Origin of the sequence: Paraburkholderia sp. BL6669N2 (assembly GCF_003387275.1) — a bacterium.
Taxonomy (GTDB): Bacteria; Pseudomonadota; Gammaproteobacteria; order Burkholderiales; family Burkholderiaceae; genus Paraburkholderia.
In genome coordinates, this window is sequence record NZ_QUNA01000001.1 from 2,210,460 (window position 1) to 2,226,995 (window position 16,536).

The following is a 16,536-nucleotide window of genomic DNA, read 5'->3' on the forward strand; positions in this document are numbered from 1 at the left end:
CGTCTTGGGCTGACTACATCGGATGGCACAGAACGCGTCGGCCATAACAATTAAATTGATAACGTCAGTCCGGAATCAAGTCGCCGAGGCAACAGGATGATGGCCCGTCCATTTCCCTGTTACCACGCATCGGCGGTCACGGCGGCTCAGTGCAGCGACGCGATTCCGGCCGCGCCCACAGCGGGCAGGTCCAACAGAAGAAAGCAGCGACGCATGCGGTGAAGAGGATTCCGCCTTGACCGTGCCCGCGCATGAATGGGTTCAACCCGCCATACCAAGCCTCTACAAAGACAATGACGAAGGCAACCACAGTTGTTAGGATTCTTGCCCGCCGGGAGCCAAAAACGGTCGCCGCTCGCAGAAGCTTCGTTCGCATGAACAGGTAAACGGCAAGTGCCGCAAGCATCCCCTCCATGGTCCAGAACGCCTGGTCCCTTCCTCTGATGAGATAGTCGACTCCATCGTACCAACCGATGAACAATGTAATCGCGAAGGCGCCGATTGCAGCCAAACCAATGATGACGTGAGCTTTCACAGGGCTGTCTCCATTCTGTTCAAGGCAGAACAACGTCCCGGCGAGTATATCTCGCGCAGTGAATGACTGGGAGTCCGGGCGGAGCCAGCATGTGTCGACCGCTATGGACAATGGTGAGGTCAGACAAGCACTTCTTTCCGATGACTCCGAGTGGCAACTTCAACTGCGGACTGGCGGGAAAGACATCACCCGACAGAGTGAAGTGGGCAGCAACAAGTCCGACTTTAGATGTGGACATGTAAACCCTCGTGAAGGAAGTAGCGACAAGCCCGACGCGGGTACGGGACGCCCCCCTTTCCATTGAAGAACATTCGGCCAGACGACAACTCACAACCGATACGCGGACGGAGCGGAGTCGCTCCCCTGGAGGTCCGTTTTTTTGGAATGCCAATGCGTTGATGGTTCTTCCGCGCACGGAGGGTCTGCGCTGATTTGCGCTCTTGGCGCGGCTCTACCATCGCTCGCCTTCCTGCCGCGCAGGCTGATGCCGTTTCAGGAATAGCCGTTGCGGCCTCTCGGAACACAAACCATCAGGAGTGGGAAATGGCTACCCATCCTACCGAGCAACGCGCGGCCGACGGCAAGTCGGAAAAGGGCGTCGATACAGCTGTCGAGGATACGTTCGCTGCGAGCGACCCGCCGTCGACGGGAACGACGAAAATCGGGTCGGACGAGAATGCTGGAACGCAGACAGACAGCGACGTGCCAGGAACAGAACCGGACGAAGACGTTCCCGACGAGGAGACGCCCCCGGAGCCGTCTCCCGGCGACCAGCCGCCGGACGAAAAGGCACCTTGAGCGGTAAACGAAGGTGCGCGACGAAAGACGAGGCTCGCCCGACTTGCGGCGGGCCCGTCTGGGCTCGCAATAAACGCATGCGACGGACCGGTCGCGCCCACGCACTTCCCATCGACCGCTGCCAACAGTGTGAATAGATTGCGCAGCATCACCGGCGCCCACAAGCGACGTTAGCAGTTCCGCGCGGCCTACGAGCATCGAACGGTCGGTGAGCCGAAGTCGCCGTCTGCGGGTTCATGAGACACAGCGATAGCAGTGTGCGCTACTGTCCTGCTTTCGCACGCCGCTATTTGCGAAGCACTCCACCTGTAGCCTAGCCGGCTAGTGCCGCGGTACTGATGCCGGATTGTGCCGCTCGGAAATCAGTTGCGAAACCAGCCTTAGCAAGTGCTCAACGGCCACCGGCTTTTGAACACAGGCATCGAAAAGGGGTGCGTGCCGGTCTGTCGGGTGCGGGCCGTCGGATAGCAGGATGACAGGGAAGCCATCGCCCGGGTGCGCGTGTCGTTGCAACTTGCAAAGGGCGATTTCATCTAGCATCTTCGTGTCAGTGACCACGATGTCCGGAAGTCTCCCTGACACCATTTCCAACGCCTCCAGACAATCGAGCGCCGTCATGATGTGATGACCCTCAGACTCCAGGCAAAGTCGCAGGACCTCAATGAGATGAGGCTCTTTGCCGACCAGCAATATTCTGCTCATGGACTTCCCCGCGTAACTGCTTTGCAGGCGCGCATGGGACGTGCCTGGAGTGCGCCGTATGCGAAAGCTCGTACCGGAACGCTTGGCATGCTTCGATGACCGCCTTCGCCGACGTGCATTTGCGCGAGCGCCGCCGCACGGGCGGATTCTCAGAGGGCCGCCGAAGCTCCGGATTTCGATGCTGCTGAACGCCTGCCAACACTAGCGCTACGTTTCCTTCCGGTGCAGGCAGGGTGACACCAGGGCTCTACAGGCAATATGAATGTGGGCATCGGTCGCTGCGTAAAATCAACGCTTCTCAAATTGGCTAGTTCCTTCATGAATCAGGATAGTTCAGACGCACAACATAGTTAACCTTGCGGTTGGCCATGGCCACAGCCGCGGTCAACCTCTTGACACGTTATTGCTCAGGATATCTAACCTGGATTAAAGTTTCCTGGTACTGCCGTGTTGGACGTCAGGTATCACCGGTACAATTAAAGGGCCTAATGCTTTGACCTCGAACATGACCCCACGCCCAAGCGTGCAGGACGATTTTTTGCACACCCTCGTGAGTGACAAGACCACTGTAAGCGTGTTCCTCGTGAACGGCATCAGACTAAGCGGTCAGCTGGCCGCCTTTGACCAGTTTGTAGTTCTGCTCGAGTCTGGCGCAGGTGCGCAACTTGTTTTCAAACATGCCATTTCGACCGTGCTGCCCGTCAATGGCAGGACCCCGGCACGCGGTGCCGGCGCGGCGGCGAGTCGGGACAAGCCGAACGACTTGTGAGGTCGCGTCCTATGAAAAGTTTCATGACATGCTGTGGTCTACGCTTGACCTGCGCATAGCCAGGCGACGTCCACGTCGAGAAGTTCAGACAGGCGTGTAGAACCCGTACTTTTCGGAACGATAACGCCGGCGCGCCAAAGGGTCACGTCAGATTGATGGTGATGTCCAGCCGTGCTGCGGAGGCGCGCCTGGAACAATTGGCGCCGCTAGCTGCGAAGTCGCATCACCGTTCCGTTGCCGTATCCACGGACAATATCCGCCTCTGGCGACAACAGAGGCACGCCGGCGTCGTTCACTCGTTGAAGAGGGCGCGGCACGGCCCGGCATAGCGAACGTCGAGCGACGACCCGTCCTTGAAAACGAGTCGCTTCACGACCCCGGAATCCTGGACTCTCTGAACGGCGTCCCGCTTCACGAAGACGCCAGGCCGTTCGTCGGGTAGAACCAGCTGCATCAACGGTCCGTATGTTTGCATGGCGCTGAAAAAGCTGGGTTCCGCAGTGGGCTCCGTCACCCCCAGCCAGTACACCAGGGCTGCGCAAGGCTTTCGGGCGTCGCGTGCGAGAAAGCGCAACGTCTTGCGGGTACCCGGGTAGGACGAGGGTTCGATATGCGGCACGTCGTGCATGCGGGTCTCCAGCTGGTTGTCCGTACGTTTTGCGATGGGCCGCATAACGTCCCATTCATCGCGACGACGCGAGCGTCGGGCCTGTTACAGCGGCTTGATGTTGGCAGCCTGCTTGCCCTTCGGCCCCTGCTTCACTTCGAAGCTGACCTTCTGATTCTCTTGCAGTGTTTTGAAGCCACTGCCCTGGACCTCTGAGAAGTGGGCGAACAGGTCTTCTCCGCCGTCGTCTGGCGTGATAAAGCCGAAGCCCTTGGCGTCGTTAAACCACTTTACTGTTCCGGTTGCCATATTCATTCCACAAAAGTTTAATGTCGCATTTTCGTTTGCTGTATTTCACAGCGCGGCGAATCAGGAGGAAGAGTCTTATCACGGTGACACTGTCTTCGCGAGTCACATCGGTCGTCGATGTGCACGACCGGCCCAGTATCACGCCATCGGTGTGGTCGCCGCAAAGCGGCTTGCATCTCGTCGCCACTTCGACGGGAACGAAGGCCTGGACTGCTGGCGGCCCGCGTAAAGCACGCGTTCATCGAGGTTTCAACCCATGTGAAGCCCACCGTTGAGCGAAAAATCAGCACCGGTCGCAAAGCCGGATTCATTGCCGGCGAGCCAAGAGACAATTGAAGCAATTTCCGACGCCTCTCCGAGACGGCGCACCGGAATGCCCTGAATGATTGCGTCCATCACTTCAGGGCGCACGGCACGAACCATATCTGTCCCGATGTACCCCGGGGAGACCGTATTTACCGTGATGCCCTTTGTCGCTACTTCCTGCGCAAGCGACATCGTAAAGCCGTGAATGCCCGCCTTCGCAGTCGCGTAGTTCGTCTGGCCGAACTGCCCTTTCTGCCCGTTCACGGACGAGATGTTGATGATTCGCCCCCACTCCCTGCTGACCATCCCCTCGATGACCTGCTTGGTGACGTTGAAGAGGCTGGTCAGGTTCGTGTCAATGACCTCGTTCCAGTTCTCTCTGGACATCTTGCGAAACGTGCCATCCCGCGTAATGCCGGCGTTGTTCACCAGCACGTCAATCTCGCCGACGTCTTTCTTCACCCTGGCAAACGCAGCCACGGTAGACTCCCAGTCACTGACATTCCCTTCGGACGCAGTAAAGGAAAAGCCAAGTGCCTCCTGCTCCTTCAACCATCTTTCCCGTCGGGGAGAGTCGGGTCCGCAACCGGCGACGACCGTGAAGCCGTCCTTGAACAACCGCTGAGAAATTTCTGTACCAATTCCACCCATGCCGCCGGTGACATAAGCGATTCGCTTTGACATGTTCTTCCCTCGGTTGTTGCGGTTAAGAATTGAAACTTGTAGTTCGCCAACATACATCCGGCTTACGCTGCTTCGCGCGCCCTGGCCTCCCGTGAGTGCGCGCTTTGCCGCTTCCGGGCGGCAGGTTTGCGAGCAGACACAGGTACTGGCGCGCTGGGTACCTCCTCTGGCAAACGGCCGCGCTCAATAAAGTGCTGCAGCACCTTGCCCGCCAGCGGTTTCCCTCGCTGCTCGAGTCTTCTGAGAAGGGCGTGCGCAAATGCCTTCAGGTCGTCGCGTCCATGCGAGCCCTCGAAGTGAACAATGGTTTCCCTCACCGCCGCAAGCATGCTTTCGTCGTACAGCGTGCTCGCGATATGCGAGGCGCCTCGCGCCAACTCAACCTCGTATTTATTCAGGCGCAGTGCTTCGTCGAACGCCCCGTTTCGTTTAGCTGACTTCACATTGACATCCCAGGCTTCTGTGAAAAACGCTTGGTGTACAGCATCAGAAATGCGTATGGCGGCATCATTGCGAGCACGATGCCGACCAAGCTGCGAACATCAGAACGTATGGGCATCTACGGGAGAGAAACTTCCTTGGCCCGCGATTCCCGCGAACTGCGAATCAGGCAGCCTGAGGCTGACCTGTGCAAAGCCAGTGAACATCGAGATGGAGGACGGCGGCGAGGCGCGTACAGGCGTTCAGCGGCGGCACGGTGATTCCGCGTCGCCAATATTGCACGTCATATTCGCTCACACCCAGCCACTTCGCTGCGCGTGCCGAACTGATGCCGGCGCGTGTCAATGCCCTGTCGAAGCGTGCGGCCAAGGCGCGCGTCAGGCGGTCATCGCCGGCACTGCGCTCGAGATGACTGATACTTTTAGTATGACGATTCATTTTGTCCAACTTCTCTCAAATATATTTTTATGCAATCCAGTACCGGCTCTCTTCCGGCTGCCCGTCAAACTTACATGCCCGCCATGACGCGCTCATGACGTCATGCTTAACTCCGGTTGCACTCTGTATCGGAGCCCGACTGGCGGCTAGTTGCAGGTTCAACTATTCTTCGCCAGCACACCGGTGTCAAACAGAAAATAATTCTTCGTAAATCGTCGCGCCGCATCAAGCTGCGCTCCGGGTTATCCGGTCACCAAGTATCGCGCCGCCTACCGGCTCATCGTCAAATTCCGCCGTGCTTATAGCCACCCCGGTGGATGACCCGTGGCGCTTTTGTGGCGCCGCACACATTTGAGTAAAAGATTCTCAATAGCATCATGAGGAATCGAACGTTCTGCGGGTATTCCCCTAGTATTCGCTCTCCTCAAATACCAACGGGGCGTTTGCCTACGTTCTCACACGCCACCGGCGTTGCCGCCGAACCTGTAGTCTGGCTTTTTGACGTTGGTCACCTCACCTCCATGGAGTTGCACAGGCATTTGTCGATAGCTCCGCAAAGAACGCGCCGGCAGGAAGCGAAACGCCGTAGCTGCGTGGAAGACATTCATCACCACGGCAAGCGAGACGGCGAACACGACGTATGAAGCCGCGAGGAAGGCCGCAAAGCAGGCGGTGGAGCTGCCGAGAGCAATATCAGCGCGTCGGCGTCGGCCTCGGCCAAGCGAGACTCGACAGCTTGCTGCACCGGTCGCCACCAGTGAGAAGTAATAGCGTCTTGCCGTAGCTCACTGCTGCCAAGCCTTTCAAGCGAGCCCCGCTCGCTTTGCTTGCTGGTGGCCGTCTGTGGCGCTCGGAGGCGCCCGGTGCGCCTCGTACGCCGTCACGGAACCCGTCTCCTGAGCCAGAAACCTTTCAAGCGAAGTTGCGCAGGTCGCCTGCCGTAGCTTCCTTTGATTTCGTTCGGTATCAATCACGCGAAGCGACCATATTCCTCGCGGCTGCAGGTGCATCGAGGCGAGTGCCACAGGGCAATGCCGAGCCGGCGGCGACGAGGCTGAAGGAAGAGCGGATGAACACTGCGGAAAAGTCGTTGCGTTTTCTGGTTGAAAAATGGCTGACGCCAACTTCGAGGACGCCGATGCGAGTAACCCGATTCAGTCGCACTGGCTCCAGCCGGAGGCGTTATGTGTGCGTTGAGGCACAACGACCAGAAGGCCCGGTCACGCTTTTTTTCTTCCGGCACGATGACGGCACGTGGCACGTGTTTCCGCCGGAAACCGGGAGCTAACCATACTCGCTTGCGGCATGGTGCCGTGCGATTGTGTTATTTCAGCAGCCCGTTTGCTGTATTGCTTGATGTCAACTTTTGACAAAATTGATATGTTTGTTATAGCAGAACAGTTGAGCGCTACCGTTCTTCCGTGCACATGCCAGACAGAAAAGGCAGGTAAATCAGAGCGCATGCAATGACCGCCACCGACAGAGGTTCCCTGGGCAAAAGCCCCTACACGTTGCGCGACATCGACGCCGCAATAGCGCATCTCGAGTAGGTGCTGGGCGCAGAAGGCGCGGATTCGCTCTTCTCCAGAACTTACTGGCGTGGGCGAGTGCTTCAGGCACTTGCGACGCCGGGACTCTTACCGAACCAACAACAACGACTGCAGAGACTGCTGGAAAGCATCGATGCCTTCCGGCCTGAAATATCGGTCTCCAGTCCGGAGCAATCGATGAGTTTAGCCAACCGCCAGAGGGGCTCGCACACGTAGGTGGAACTCACCTCATCCAGAGCCACTGCGGAGTTTCTATTGCACCACGCCATCGAAGGCGCGAGTTGGTTGCAAAAGCAACTATAAGGAAAGAAAGTCTCAGGCTATCGGGTCGGGGACAGGCGCCGCTGCGAACCATCCTGACTGCACTGCGCCCGCTACCCTATGGGCTGCGGTGACGCTTCCGCTTACTAGTCTAGGCGGCCAGGAGAGCGCTCGCATCGCTGCTGCAGCGAGCATCTTCGATAACTTGCATGAGTGCTTCGAGGGAGAAGGGCTTTTGCAGACACACATCGAAGAGCCGGGCAAACTCTTCGTTGCTATCGCTGTCACCCGTCATGGAGGCAACAAAGGGCCGGGGAACGACTGGCCTGTCCAGCAGCGACAGCGCGACGGCACTGCCGTTGATGTCGGGGAGGTTTTCGTCCAGGAAAACGAGTTCGAAAGCGCCGGCATGGAGCAGTTCCAGCGCAGTCTCCCCGTCGTGCGCCATAACGGCGCGGTGACCAATGCAGTCCAGCAGGAAGGCCAGACTGTCCGCGACGAACTCATTATCGTCGACGACGAGCACATTCATTCAATATCCTTATTACGCGAAGTTCGCGGCGCTGCCAAGAATGCTTCTTATGTAATAAAATATTATTAAATGGCGTTGCCTGTACGTTGAGTTTTACAGATTAGTTTGTAAGTATATAACCACCGACCCGTTAAGCTGGCATTTAAATACCCGCCATACGACGCGAAGCACAAGGTCGACAATGCAACCAGGGACCATTGGAAGCAGCGGAGCCCCCAAAGCCCCGGGTCTTCGCTTCAATCGCGCCGGACGTGCCGCCTGGCCTCGCTCTCTATCGCGCGGGCAATAGACAGCCCCGCCAGAAAGGCCTTGTAGTCCACTTTCGGCGTCCGCGCTCTTCCGCTGGCAGATAGTTGTGCTTATCTTCATACGTCAGTTGAATTGATAGTGAGTGTTGAAAAGACTCGTCGACCTGCAATGGAGGCTGAAACTGGTCACCGCACGGTCCGGCGCTGCCGCGCGTTGGCGAGCTGCGTCCAGTTGACCCACGGCCGCAGCTGTCGAGGCACTGTTGAACACGAGCGCATCTCCGTTAGCGTTCAATGCGAAAGCCCGTGACCGCCGCCACCGCCCCAGTATTGGCCGCCGCCCATACCACGCCTTGGATATCCGTGCCCACCCCGGCTGCCATGACCGCCCCAACCGCCCCCATATCCATGGCCCCAATAGCCGTGGTGGCCCGAGTAGCCGTGCCGGCCCCCGCCGTAACAGCATCCGCCCCAATAGCCGAAGCTCAGTGACACCGATGGTCCCCACCACGCGGCCCAGCCGTAGCAAGGATACGCGACGGGGTAATACGCGGGCACGACGAAGACGGGCGCGGCTGGTGCGATATAGGTGTTCGTCGATGCAGTTACATCTACCATCACGATGGGCGGAAAGCTAATCGAAGCATCGGACGTCCTTGGCCATTTTGATAGCGAAGAGGAAGCTCAACATGCAGGCCTGGATTGGGCACGCGCCTGGGTCGACGCACATGGGTAAGGTGACTGCCTGGCCCGCCCGCATGCACGCACCGCCACGACGGCTTCAACTCGTCTTCCTGGTGCTCATCACGCTCCTTTGCGAAGCATCGGCAAGATGCTCTTGCCCGCCTGAAAAAGAGCTCCATCCATTGAATGGCTTGATGTCTGAAGAGGCTCTTCGATGATACGAATGAGTAAAGACATATCTAGCGAACGATGTTTTAATTTTTTGCGGCAGCCATTTCAGGGAGATACGTCTCTCACCGCCGGCCGCTAGTCTTGTCCTGAACGGTGCGACGGCATCGGGAATATTGGGCTCGGGCGCGGGGCATTATTTCGAGTGAAGTCGAGCAGCGCGTCGAAGAGGGTGCGGCAAAACGGACGATATTTGGCGTTATCGCCAGAGTCTGGCGAGATTCCGTGCGCCACCGAACGAGCGATGACCGCGCAAAATCAGCCACTAAGCCGGCGATACGCACTGAGGTGCCTCACGAGCCCCTGCTCGTCGCCGCGAATCTCGCTTAGGCGCGCAACGTTGAAGTGAGCATCGGCATGAGTCGGGTCGAGACCGATGCATCGCTCATAAGCGTCCACTGCCGCGTCATAGCGTTTCAGCTCTTCGAGAACGACCGCGCGGTTGAAGTGCAGTAACGCGTCATTCGGGAAGTGCTCTAACGCCCCATCAAAAACGGACAATGCCTCGTCGCAACGCGTTTCTGCCTCGCACAGCAATACGCCCAGATTCGTATAAGCGTGGTAATGCGGTGATGGCGCGAGCTCGAGCACCTTTCGATACGCCTGCTCCGCGCCAATAGCATCGGTTCCGGTGAGTTGTTCGGCGAGTGCGAACCATTCCTCCGCTTGCTGTTCGCGACTCGTCTGGTTTCGCGGTGCCGAGTCGAGGAAAGCGACCTCGCCTCTAATAGGTGCGACCTCGAAGTCGAGCAGGTGCTGGCCGGAAGCGGCGTCCCATTGGGCCTGTCCTGACCTGACAGCCACCGTCTCGCCTACCGACGTAATTCGAATTCCAGAAAGCGGAAGCTCATCAGGAAGTTCGGCTTTCAGCTTGGCAAGCGCCCTCAGTATTTTCCGTGCTGAGACTTTGGCTGATTGCAACTGGAACGCTGTGCGCAGGACCACGACGTCCTGGAAAGAGAATCGAAGCTCGTTCCTGCGACCGCGCGCGGGGTGAACGAATCCCGCTTCAATCAGCCCGGAAAGCACGCGGCGCGACACGCCCAGCAGCGATTGAAGGCTGCGCAATGAGTAATCGTTAGACTGGCTCCGTCTGGTCACTTGCGTGCTCGGACCTTTGCCGGCGGTGCTTCTTTCACGTCGGCTTTCGGTGTGGCTCGTTTGACAGGCCGGCGAGGTTTGGCAGCAAGCACCTCAAGTTCAGCGGGCGAAGTCTTCTTTGTCGCTGGCGCCTTCGCTGCAGAGGTCTTCACCGGCGCCTCGCGTTTCTGCTTATTGGCGCTCAGACTCGCGCGAAGCGCTTCCATCAGGTCAATCACCTGACCCCCAGACTCTTCGGCCGGCGCCTCCGGCGACACAATCTGTTTGCCCGCAATCTTCCTGTCAATGGCTTCGAGAATCCGCTTCTTTTCTTCGTCTTCGTACGCAGTCGGGTCATATGCGTCTTCTGATACCTGGTCGATGATTTGAAGCGCGAGCTTCAACTCCGTATCACTGACAGTGACCTGCTCAATATGCAAATCGCTCAGCGCGCGCACTTCATCGGCAAACAACAGTTGCTGGAAGACCATCCCGTCTTCAGCCGGCCTTATCTGGACGACTCGGGTCCTTCCCTTATACGACCATTTTGCAAGCGCGCAACGTTCGCTCTCTCGCATGGCCTGTTGCAGCAGACTATAGGGTTTGCCGCCGCGTTTGTCGGGGGCGATGAAATACGCCTTATCGTAGTAGAGCGGGTCCACCGACTTTTCTGGGACGAAGGAGACAATCTCGACAACGTGGCTCGCCCCTTCCTCGAGCGCCTTCAATTCGTCAGGAGCAAAAACGACAAACTGCCCCTTTTCGAATTCGTAGCCTTTCTTCATGTCAGCGCGGGCCACGACGTCGCCAGTGGCCTCGGATATGTACTGCTGTTTGACCCTACCGCCTTCCGGCGTCAACAGATTGAAGCCAACGCCAGCAGCGCTGTCCGTAGCCGAATATAGCTTCACGGGTATGGACACCAGACCGAAGGAAAGCGTCAGCGATGCAATGGAACGCGCTGCCATGTGATTCTCCTGATAGCGGCGGGCGAAACCGCCGCCGGCGCTGCTCACGGACTATCCACTTGAGGAAACAACACTTCGCGTCGCACAGCATGAGCTGTGCCCGTCGGTGACGGGCTGTCGCCATGCACTTCCCGAGACCGCGTTCAGCTGGACGGACTTCCTAGCGCATACGCTTCACGGCTGACGCCAGAGATTGCCGCGTTGACCAATACTCTTCCCACGGGTCGCGCACCTGGAAGCTAAGATACTCTCTCGCCGTTTGCACCGTCCAGTGCGCGCCGCTTTTCACGTCGGGCAGCTGCTCCCATGACACTGGCATCGACACACCCATCCCTGGCCGTGCCCGCGCAGAAAATGCGGTGGCAGTAGTCTGCGCCTTACCGTTGCGCAGGTAATCGACATAGATTTTGCCAATTCTGTTGGCGGCTCCCGACGTAGCCGAAAAGCGTTCCGGGATGGTCTTCGCCAGATGCCTGACGAACGCTTGCGAAAACGCCTTGACCGATTTGTAGTCCAGTCGGGGCGTCAGCGGCACGACAACATGCAGTCCTTTGCCTCCACTCGTTTTTAGCCAGGCCTTCAGTTCGAGCTCCGTCAACAGCGCATGCACAAGCACAGCCGCTTCCTGAATCTGCTTCCACTTGACCCCTTCGCCCGGGTCGAGGTCAAAGATGACCCGGTCGGGCTTGTCGATTTGCAGGACCGTGGAATTCCAGGTATGAAACTCAACGACATTCATCTGGGCCGCCGACATCAATGCGTCAGCGGTATTGACGGTCAGCAGCGGCGGGTGGTTTAGCCACAAGTCGCGGTTGTGGGCCGTCAGCCCCGGCATGGCAGTCTTTTCGGCGTGCTTCTGGAAAAACAGCTCACCGGAGATGCCAGTGGGCGCGCGGACCATGGCGAGCGGCCGGTCCTTCAGGTGCGGAAGCATCCATTGGGCAACGCTTTCGTAATACCGAATCAGGTCTAGCTTGGTAACGCCGCTTGTCGGGTCGACGATACGCTCAGGGTGCGTGACCTTCACCTGAGGGCCGGGCGTAGGCGTTAGAGTCTCACCGGACTCCCGGACGACCAGCCGTGCGGGCTTATCGACGCGCAGACCCTTGAACGACGCCTGGCGCACGACACCTTCCGCAGTCCACTCGGCAAACTCGACCTCGGCTACGAGCTCAGGCCGAACCCAGCGCTCGCTGCCAGCCGCACGCCTCGACCAGCGGCTGGGCTTCGATACCGTGACGTCAAAGGGAGTTGCATCCACCTCGAGCGGCGTCAGGCGCTCCCATAGGTCCCGACCCATACGGGCGTTCCAACCGGTGCCGACGCTGCCGGCGTCATGGAGCTGGTTGCCGACATAATATCCAAGCAGGAGGCTGCCAACTTCGCCGTCCTTGTCGCCCCGAGCGGTGAAACCACAGACCACAAGCTCCTGCCGAAGTCGGCACTTTGCCTTCAGCCAGGTTTGCGTTCTCCCTGACTCATAACTCGCGTCGCGACGTTTCAACATCAGGCCTTCGAGACCCAGACCGGCAGCCGCTTCAAATATCTGGGCCACGGGAGCGTCGAAGTCCTGACTGAACCGGATGCGGTCGCCTTCATCTTTGAGAATTTTTGAAAGCAGCGCGCGCCGCGCCCACAGCGGGACGTTCCTGAGGTCCATCCCATCGAAGTACGGGACGTCGAACAGAAAATAAACAATTTCCTGGTTCGTGGCGCCATCTACAGCGTTCTGGAGGGCGCCGAAATCTGGCAGCCCGTTGCTCAGCACGACAATTTCACCGTCAAGCCATCCATTGGAGACTGGAAGCTTTGCAACTTCTGCAGCCAGACTTGGGAGCTTCTTCGTCCAGTCGTGTCCCCCACTCGTGAACAGCCGCACCCGACCTTTGTGGACGCGGGCGAGCATTCTGTAACCATCGAGTTTCGATTCGACTATCCAGTCGCCACCCGTCGGTAGCGAGGAAGCCAGTGTCGCGCGCTGCGGTTCGAGTTTGGCGGGGAGCGGCGCGCTCGTGGCGGCAGACAGGTCTAGTTCATGATTGCTCCTGCGCGCCGGTCGCACGACTTTCGGCTCCCGCTCTTCGAGCAGCCCCAGCGGCTTCTTGGTGACGCTGTCTGGAAGCGCCTTGATGACATCGTATTTCGCCAGCGGTTGTGCCCATTCATCGCGTTTCTTGAAGAGCATCCACTGGTCCTGTTTGTCGTCTGACTTGGATATGCGGACCAGTTCCCACAAGCCCGCGAGTTTCTCGCCATGCAGTTGAAACATCAGCTTGCCGGCAACCAATGCATTTCTGGGGTCACCGACTGGCTCCCACGTCCCGCGGTCCCAGACTATTACGGTGCCAGCGCCGTACTGCTTAGGTGGAATCGTTCCTTCGAATGTCGCGTACTCAAGCGGATGGTCCTCCACGTGGATGGCTATCCGTTTTTCCTTTGGGTCGTAGCAGAGCCCCTTGGGTAAAGCCCACGAAACCAGTACGCCATCCAGCTCAAGCCGGAAATCGTAGTGAAGGCGACCCGCCCAGTGCTTCTGAACGACGAAACCACGGCCCGCTGACCTGCTTGTGGCGTGGGTTGATGGTGCAGGTTCGGGCGTAGCTCCGAAATCCCGCATTTTCTGGTAGCGGCTGAGAGGTGAAGACGCCGCGCTGCGAGTCGTGACCATGGCTTCAGTCGAAGAACGCACAAATCAAGGTAGGTTTCCCCGCCGGCTAACCGCCGGAGGCACAGGCGTTAGGCAGCGCCACGGCGACGGCCAGACCTCCATCCGCCCATAGCTCGAGGCCAAAGGTTATAGGCGCACCGTCAAAGTATCACTCTGCGACGCGCCGACGTTAGAACCTGGTTTAGCTCCGGCCTTCGGTGCCCTTCAGGTATCCATGCTTGTGTGAATGCGTCGTGCGTACTTCAGTTCGAAATGCGCACCTTTGCCGCTACGCGTCGGCGGGAAGTGTTCGCCTTCGACGCAGATGACCTCGAAAGTGTCTTTCCCATCATCATGCACGACCGAATAAATACCCGAAACTTTTGCTCTTTCGCCCGGCTTCTATGAACTGTCGCCCGCCATCGGCTTGCCCCTTCAAATGGTTGAGAACAACCACTCAGCAAGCGACGTTCCGAGCCCGCAAAGCGTCGAAGAGCTGCTCTTACCTGCGACCCCAACGCCCTTGAATAAGAACGGCGTGAATGCTCATGAGAGCGCTTTGCGCAGCGACGTGACGGGGCTCGTCGCCCGGTATTACTCGGATGTGACCCGGTACACCACGAGCAGCTTTCTCCGAATGAACTAGGTGATGCGCGGCAACGGCGTAGAGTCTCTACAACGTCGGCAATCGCTCGAAGTGTTCAAAGCGGGCGAACGGTGGCGAGACCTCAGTCACCTCAAGCTCATCGACAAGCGCGGCGGACATACCTTCACTTAGCCACGCGCACATGTCCGCAAGCTGCTCCGGTGAGCCCTGCACCATCGCCTCCACGGAGCCGTCCATGCGGTTGCGGACCCAGCCAGTGACGTCCAGCGCACGGGCGCGGCGTACACAGGCCTCCCGATAGCCGATACCCTGCACGATGCCACGCACCCTCACCAGCCGGGTCTCAAGCATCCCATTTTCCTTGTCGTCTTCCATCCGCCTGACTCCCGCGTTGGTTGTCCCGAAGCCCGGCGCCCACTGCGCGTGAGCAGCCCGAAGAAAATCGGACGTGCGCTCAGCAGGAGCGCGAGCCTGACGATGTCTTCGACGCCCGGCCCAAATGCGCATCAAGAGTGCCGCGCTAGCCCACCGAGCTGGCCGTATCGGCGTTGGCAAGGTGCGGTCACCTCCTAAACGGCCGCGTTTGCCGACGATTCGTTGTCTTGCCGAGCACGGCGCCGACCTTGTCGAATACGGGGCCTTGCGGCGCGCGACATTCGGCGATTTCCGCATATGCCAGCTTTCGCGCTTCGCCCGCATCGACCCCAAAGGCCTGCAACAAGGCTTGCATTGACTGTTCAGCATAGTCTGTGGGCGCGAGGGCAGAAAGAAGCGTCTCTATTCCGTACATGATGGCGCCCAGCGCGATGTCCCCGAGACGAGCAACAGGTAAGCTGACCGTCGCGTGTGATACCGTCAGAGGTCAGTTCGCGGTCACCGACGGCCATTGTCCAAGCGCTATCGAACGCGCCCGGCTGTCAGTCGCCTTGTTGCCGGTCACCGGCACCCGCCACGCCCAGAATCAGGCAGATTCGAAACCAGTCCGTCATTCGCCCCCAGCACTGCGGCGCGCAGGTCGTTCCCGACGATACCCCTTGTGCCGTGACTCTGCGGCGGCGATGCGCGCCGACCGTCGGGCTCAGAAATATAGCCAACCTCGGCCGTGCGCGAGCCGCGACGCCGGCCCCAAGGACAGGTGCATCGTCCTGCGATGGTGCCGTAGCAGTTATTTGCGCCAGTGCCTGTATGGATGTACAGTACCTCACCGGTTTTTCCGAGTAGCGGACATGCTTCTTTGACAGCATAGGCGGATGGGTACGCGCGTTCGCAAGCCTGTGAGCCATCCCATCCCAGAATTGCGGCGTTCGTGGCGCAGACGACATCAGCGTCCGGCGAGCAAGAAATCAACGAGGTCATTCGCCCTGGCAAGGCTGGAGAGCTAAGTTTTACACCACTGACAATCGTCATACCGTTGTCAGAGCCAGCGCGCTGAACCGCCGCTATTGCGTCGGCTGTGACGGCGAACCGATGGACCAGGCGATGGCATGCAAACAGGGGTAGCACGAAAAGCAAACAAGGGGAAAATCGTGAGAAAACTTGGACTTGCGTTACTGACGGCGGCGCTTGCGCCGGCTGCTTTCGGGGCTGGCACATATTCGGAAGTCTGGAATCCACCGGAGGCGCGCGCGACCGCCCTACACAGCGTCGGTGCCGCGCACAAAGTCGCAGTACGACGGAATGTGGTTCCGCGTGCCGGGAGGCTGTATTCGCGGCGCACCTCAGCACCTACACCGAGGCTCGTCGCGAAACGAGGCAACGTGCCAAGGACTTTGCCGGGAGACGAACCGAATATGTCTGAAATTGCACGGCAAGTCACGCCGGAAGGCAACGTCCTTCGCGTGACAGGCCGTGCGGCATCGGCCCGGGTTGTGCGCTAATGCAATCGCAGAACTACCACGGCTGTGACGTCTGGGGACACGCTATCCTCGAACAGGAGGGCATGCTTCAGCCGGAGCGCTACGCGGCGAGCGGGACCATCACCAAGGGCGGCAAGCTAATCGAAGCATCAGGCGTCCTTGGGCATTTCGAAAGTGAGGAGGACGCTCAGCTTGCGGGCCTGGATTGGGCCCGCGCCTGGGTCGACGCCCATTGCTGAGTCCACTGCCCGACCTGCCTACCGAAAGGCTGCCAGACTGCGCCAGG

General features: G+C 58.9%; 14 protein-coding genes and 1 pseudogene. 3 read left to right on the forward strand and 12 right to left on the reverse strand.

From position 1 onward, the window contains the following. Window positions 1–136 precede the first annotated feature (136 nt). Complete coding sequence (locus tag B0G80_RS09995; protein ID WP_116117890.1) at window positions 137–535, reverse strand: hypothetical protein; 399 nt, start codon at window positions 533–535, stop codon at window positions 137–139. 543 nt (window positions 536–1,078) lie between these two features. Between B0G80_RS09995 and B0G80_RS10000 the strand changes: the two genes are divergently transcribed. Further along, window positions 1,079–1,333, forward strand: a complete 255-nt coding sequence (locus B0G80_RS10000) for a hypothetical protein (RefSeq protein WP_116117891.1) — start codon at window positions 1,079–1,081, stop codon at window positions 1,331–1,333. A 321-nt stretch (window positions 1,334–1,654) separates the two neighbouring features. Here the strand turns inward: B0G80_RS10000 and B0G80_RS10005 are convergent, their stop codons facing one another. Continuing rightward, window positions 1,655–2,035: a response regulator gene (locus tag B0G80_RS10005; protein ID WP_116117892.1), complete on the reverse strand. Its 381-nt coding sequence runs from the start codon at window positions 2,033–2,035 to the stop codon at window positions 1,655–1,657. A gap of 505 nt (window positions 2,036–2,540) precedes the next feature. Here B0G80_RS10005 and hfq point away from each other — a divergent pair. Then, a complete protein-coding gene (gene hfq, locus B0G80_RS10010) occupies window positions 2,541–2,804 on the forward strand; it encodes an RNA chaperone Hfq (protein WP_116117893.1) in 264 nt (87 codons plus the stop codon). Window positions 2,805–3,096: 292 nt separating this feature from the next. Here the strand turns inward: hfq and B0G80_RS10015 are convergent, their stop codons facing one another. The 10 genes and pseudogenes from B0G80_RS10015 to B0G80_RS10080 all read right to left on the reverse strand — a co-directional run bounded on the left by B0G80_RS10015 (window position 3,097) and on the right by B0G80_RS10080 (window position 14,769). After that, window positions 3,097–3,432 (reverse strand): hypothetical protein, encoded by a 336-nt coding sequence (locus B0G80_RS10015; protein WP_116119605.1) that lies wholly within the window; start codon window positions 3,430–3,432, stop codon window positions 3,097–3,099. A gap of 84 nt (window positions 3,433–3,516) precedes the next feature. Next, window positions 3,517–3,720: a cold-shock protein gene (locus B0G80_RS10020; RefSeq protein ID WP_116119606.1), complete on the reverse strand. Its 204-nt coding sequence runs from the start codon at window positions 3,718–3,720 to the stop codon at window positions 3,517–3,519. A 249-nt stretch (window positions 3,721–3,969) separates the two neighbouring features. Beyond that, on the reverse strand, window positions 3,970–4,710 hold the full coding sequence (locus B0G80_RS10025; protein WP_116117894.1) for a 3-ketoacyl-ACP reductase: 741 nt from the start codon (window positions 4,708–4,710) through the stop codon (window positions 3,970–3,972). Between the two features lie 606 nt (window positions 4,711–5,316). Continuing rightward, on the reverse strand, window positions 5,317–5,589 hold the full coding sequence (locus tag B0G80_RS10035; protein WP_116117896.1) for a helix-turn-helix transcriptional regulator: 273 nt from the start codon (window positions 5,587–5,589) through the stop codon (window positions 5,317–5,319). A 1,962-nt stretch (window positions 5,590–7,551) separates the two neighbouring features. After that, the gene (locus B0G80_RS10050) at window positions 7,552–7,932 is read right to left on the reverse strand and encodes a response regulator (RefSeq protein WP_116117898.1); all 381 of its coding nucleotides are present in this window, start codon (window positions 7,930–7,932) and stop codon (window positions 7,552–7,554) included. A 539-nt stretch (window positions 7,933–8,471) separates the two neighbouring features. Continuing rightward, window positions 8,472–8,792 (reverse strand): annotated as a pseudogene (locus B0G80_RS46785) (hypothetical protein); the annotation flags it as partial. 558 nt (window positions 8,793–9,350) lie between these two features. Continuing rightward, on the reverse strand, window positions 9,351–10,193 hold the full coding sequence (locus B0G80_RS10060; protein WP_116117899.1) for a tetratricopeptide repeat protein: 843 nt from the start codon (window positions 10,191–10,193) through the stop codon (window positions 9,351–9,353). Next, on the reverse strand, window positions 10,190–11,140 hold the full coding sequence (locus tag B0G80_RS10065) for a Ku protein (RefSeq protein WP_116117900.1): 951 nt from the start codon (window positions 11,138–11,140) through the stop codon (window positions 10,190–10,192). Before B0G80_RS10065 ends, B0G80_RS10060 begins: the two co-directional genes overlap by 4 nt. Window positions 11,141–11,300: 160 nt before the next feature. Continuing rightward, entirely contained in the window at window positions 11,301–13,808 is a 2,508-nt protein-coding gene (gene ligD / locus B0G80_RS10070; protein WP_116117901.1) for a DNA ligase D, read from the reverse strand. A 652-nt stretch (window positions 13,809–14,460) separates the two neighbouring features. After that, window positions 14,461–14,769: an acylphosphatase gene (locus tag B0G80_RS10080; protein ID WP_116117902.1), complete on the reverse strand. Its 309-nt coding sequence runs from the start codon at window positions 14,767–14,769 to the stop codon at window positions 14,461–14,463. A 1,501-nt stretch (window positions 14,770–16,270) separates the two neighbouring features. On the opposite strand from B0G80_RS10080, the gene B0G80_RS10100 reads away from it, so the two are divergent. Next, the gene (locus B0G80_RS10100; protein WP_116117903.1) at window positions 16,271–16,489 is read left to right on the forward strand and encodes a hypothetical protein; all 219 of its coding nucleotides are present in this window, start codon (window positions 16,271–16,273) and stop codon (window positions 16,487–16,489) included. Window positions 16,490–16,536: the final 47 nt, after the last annotated feature.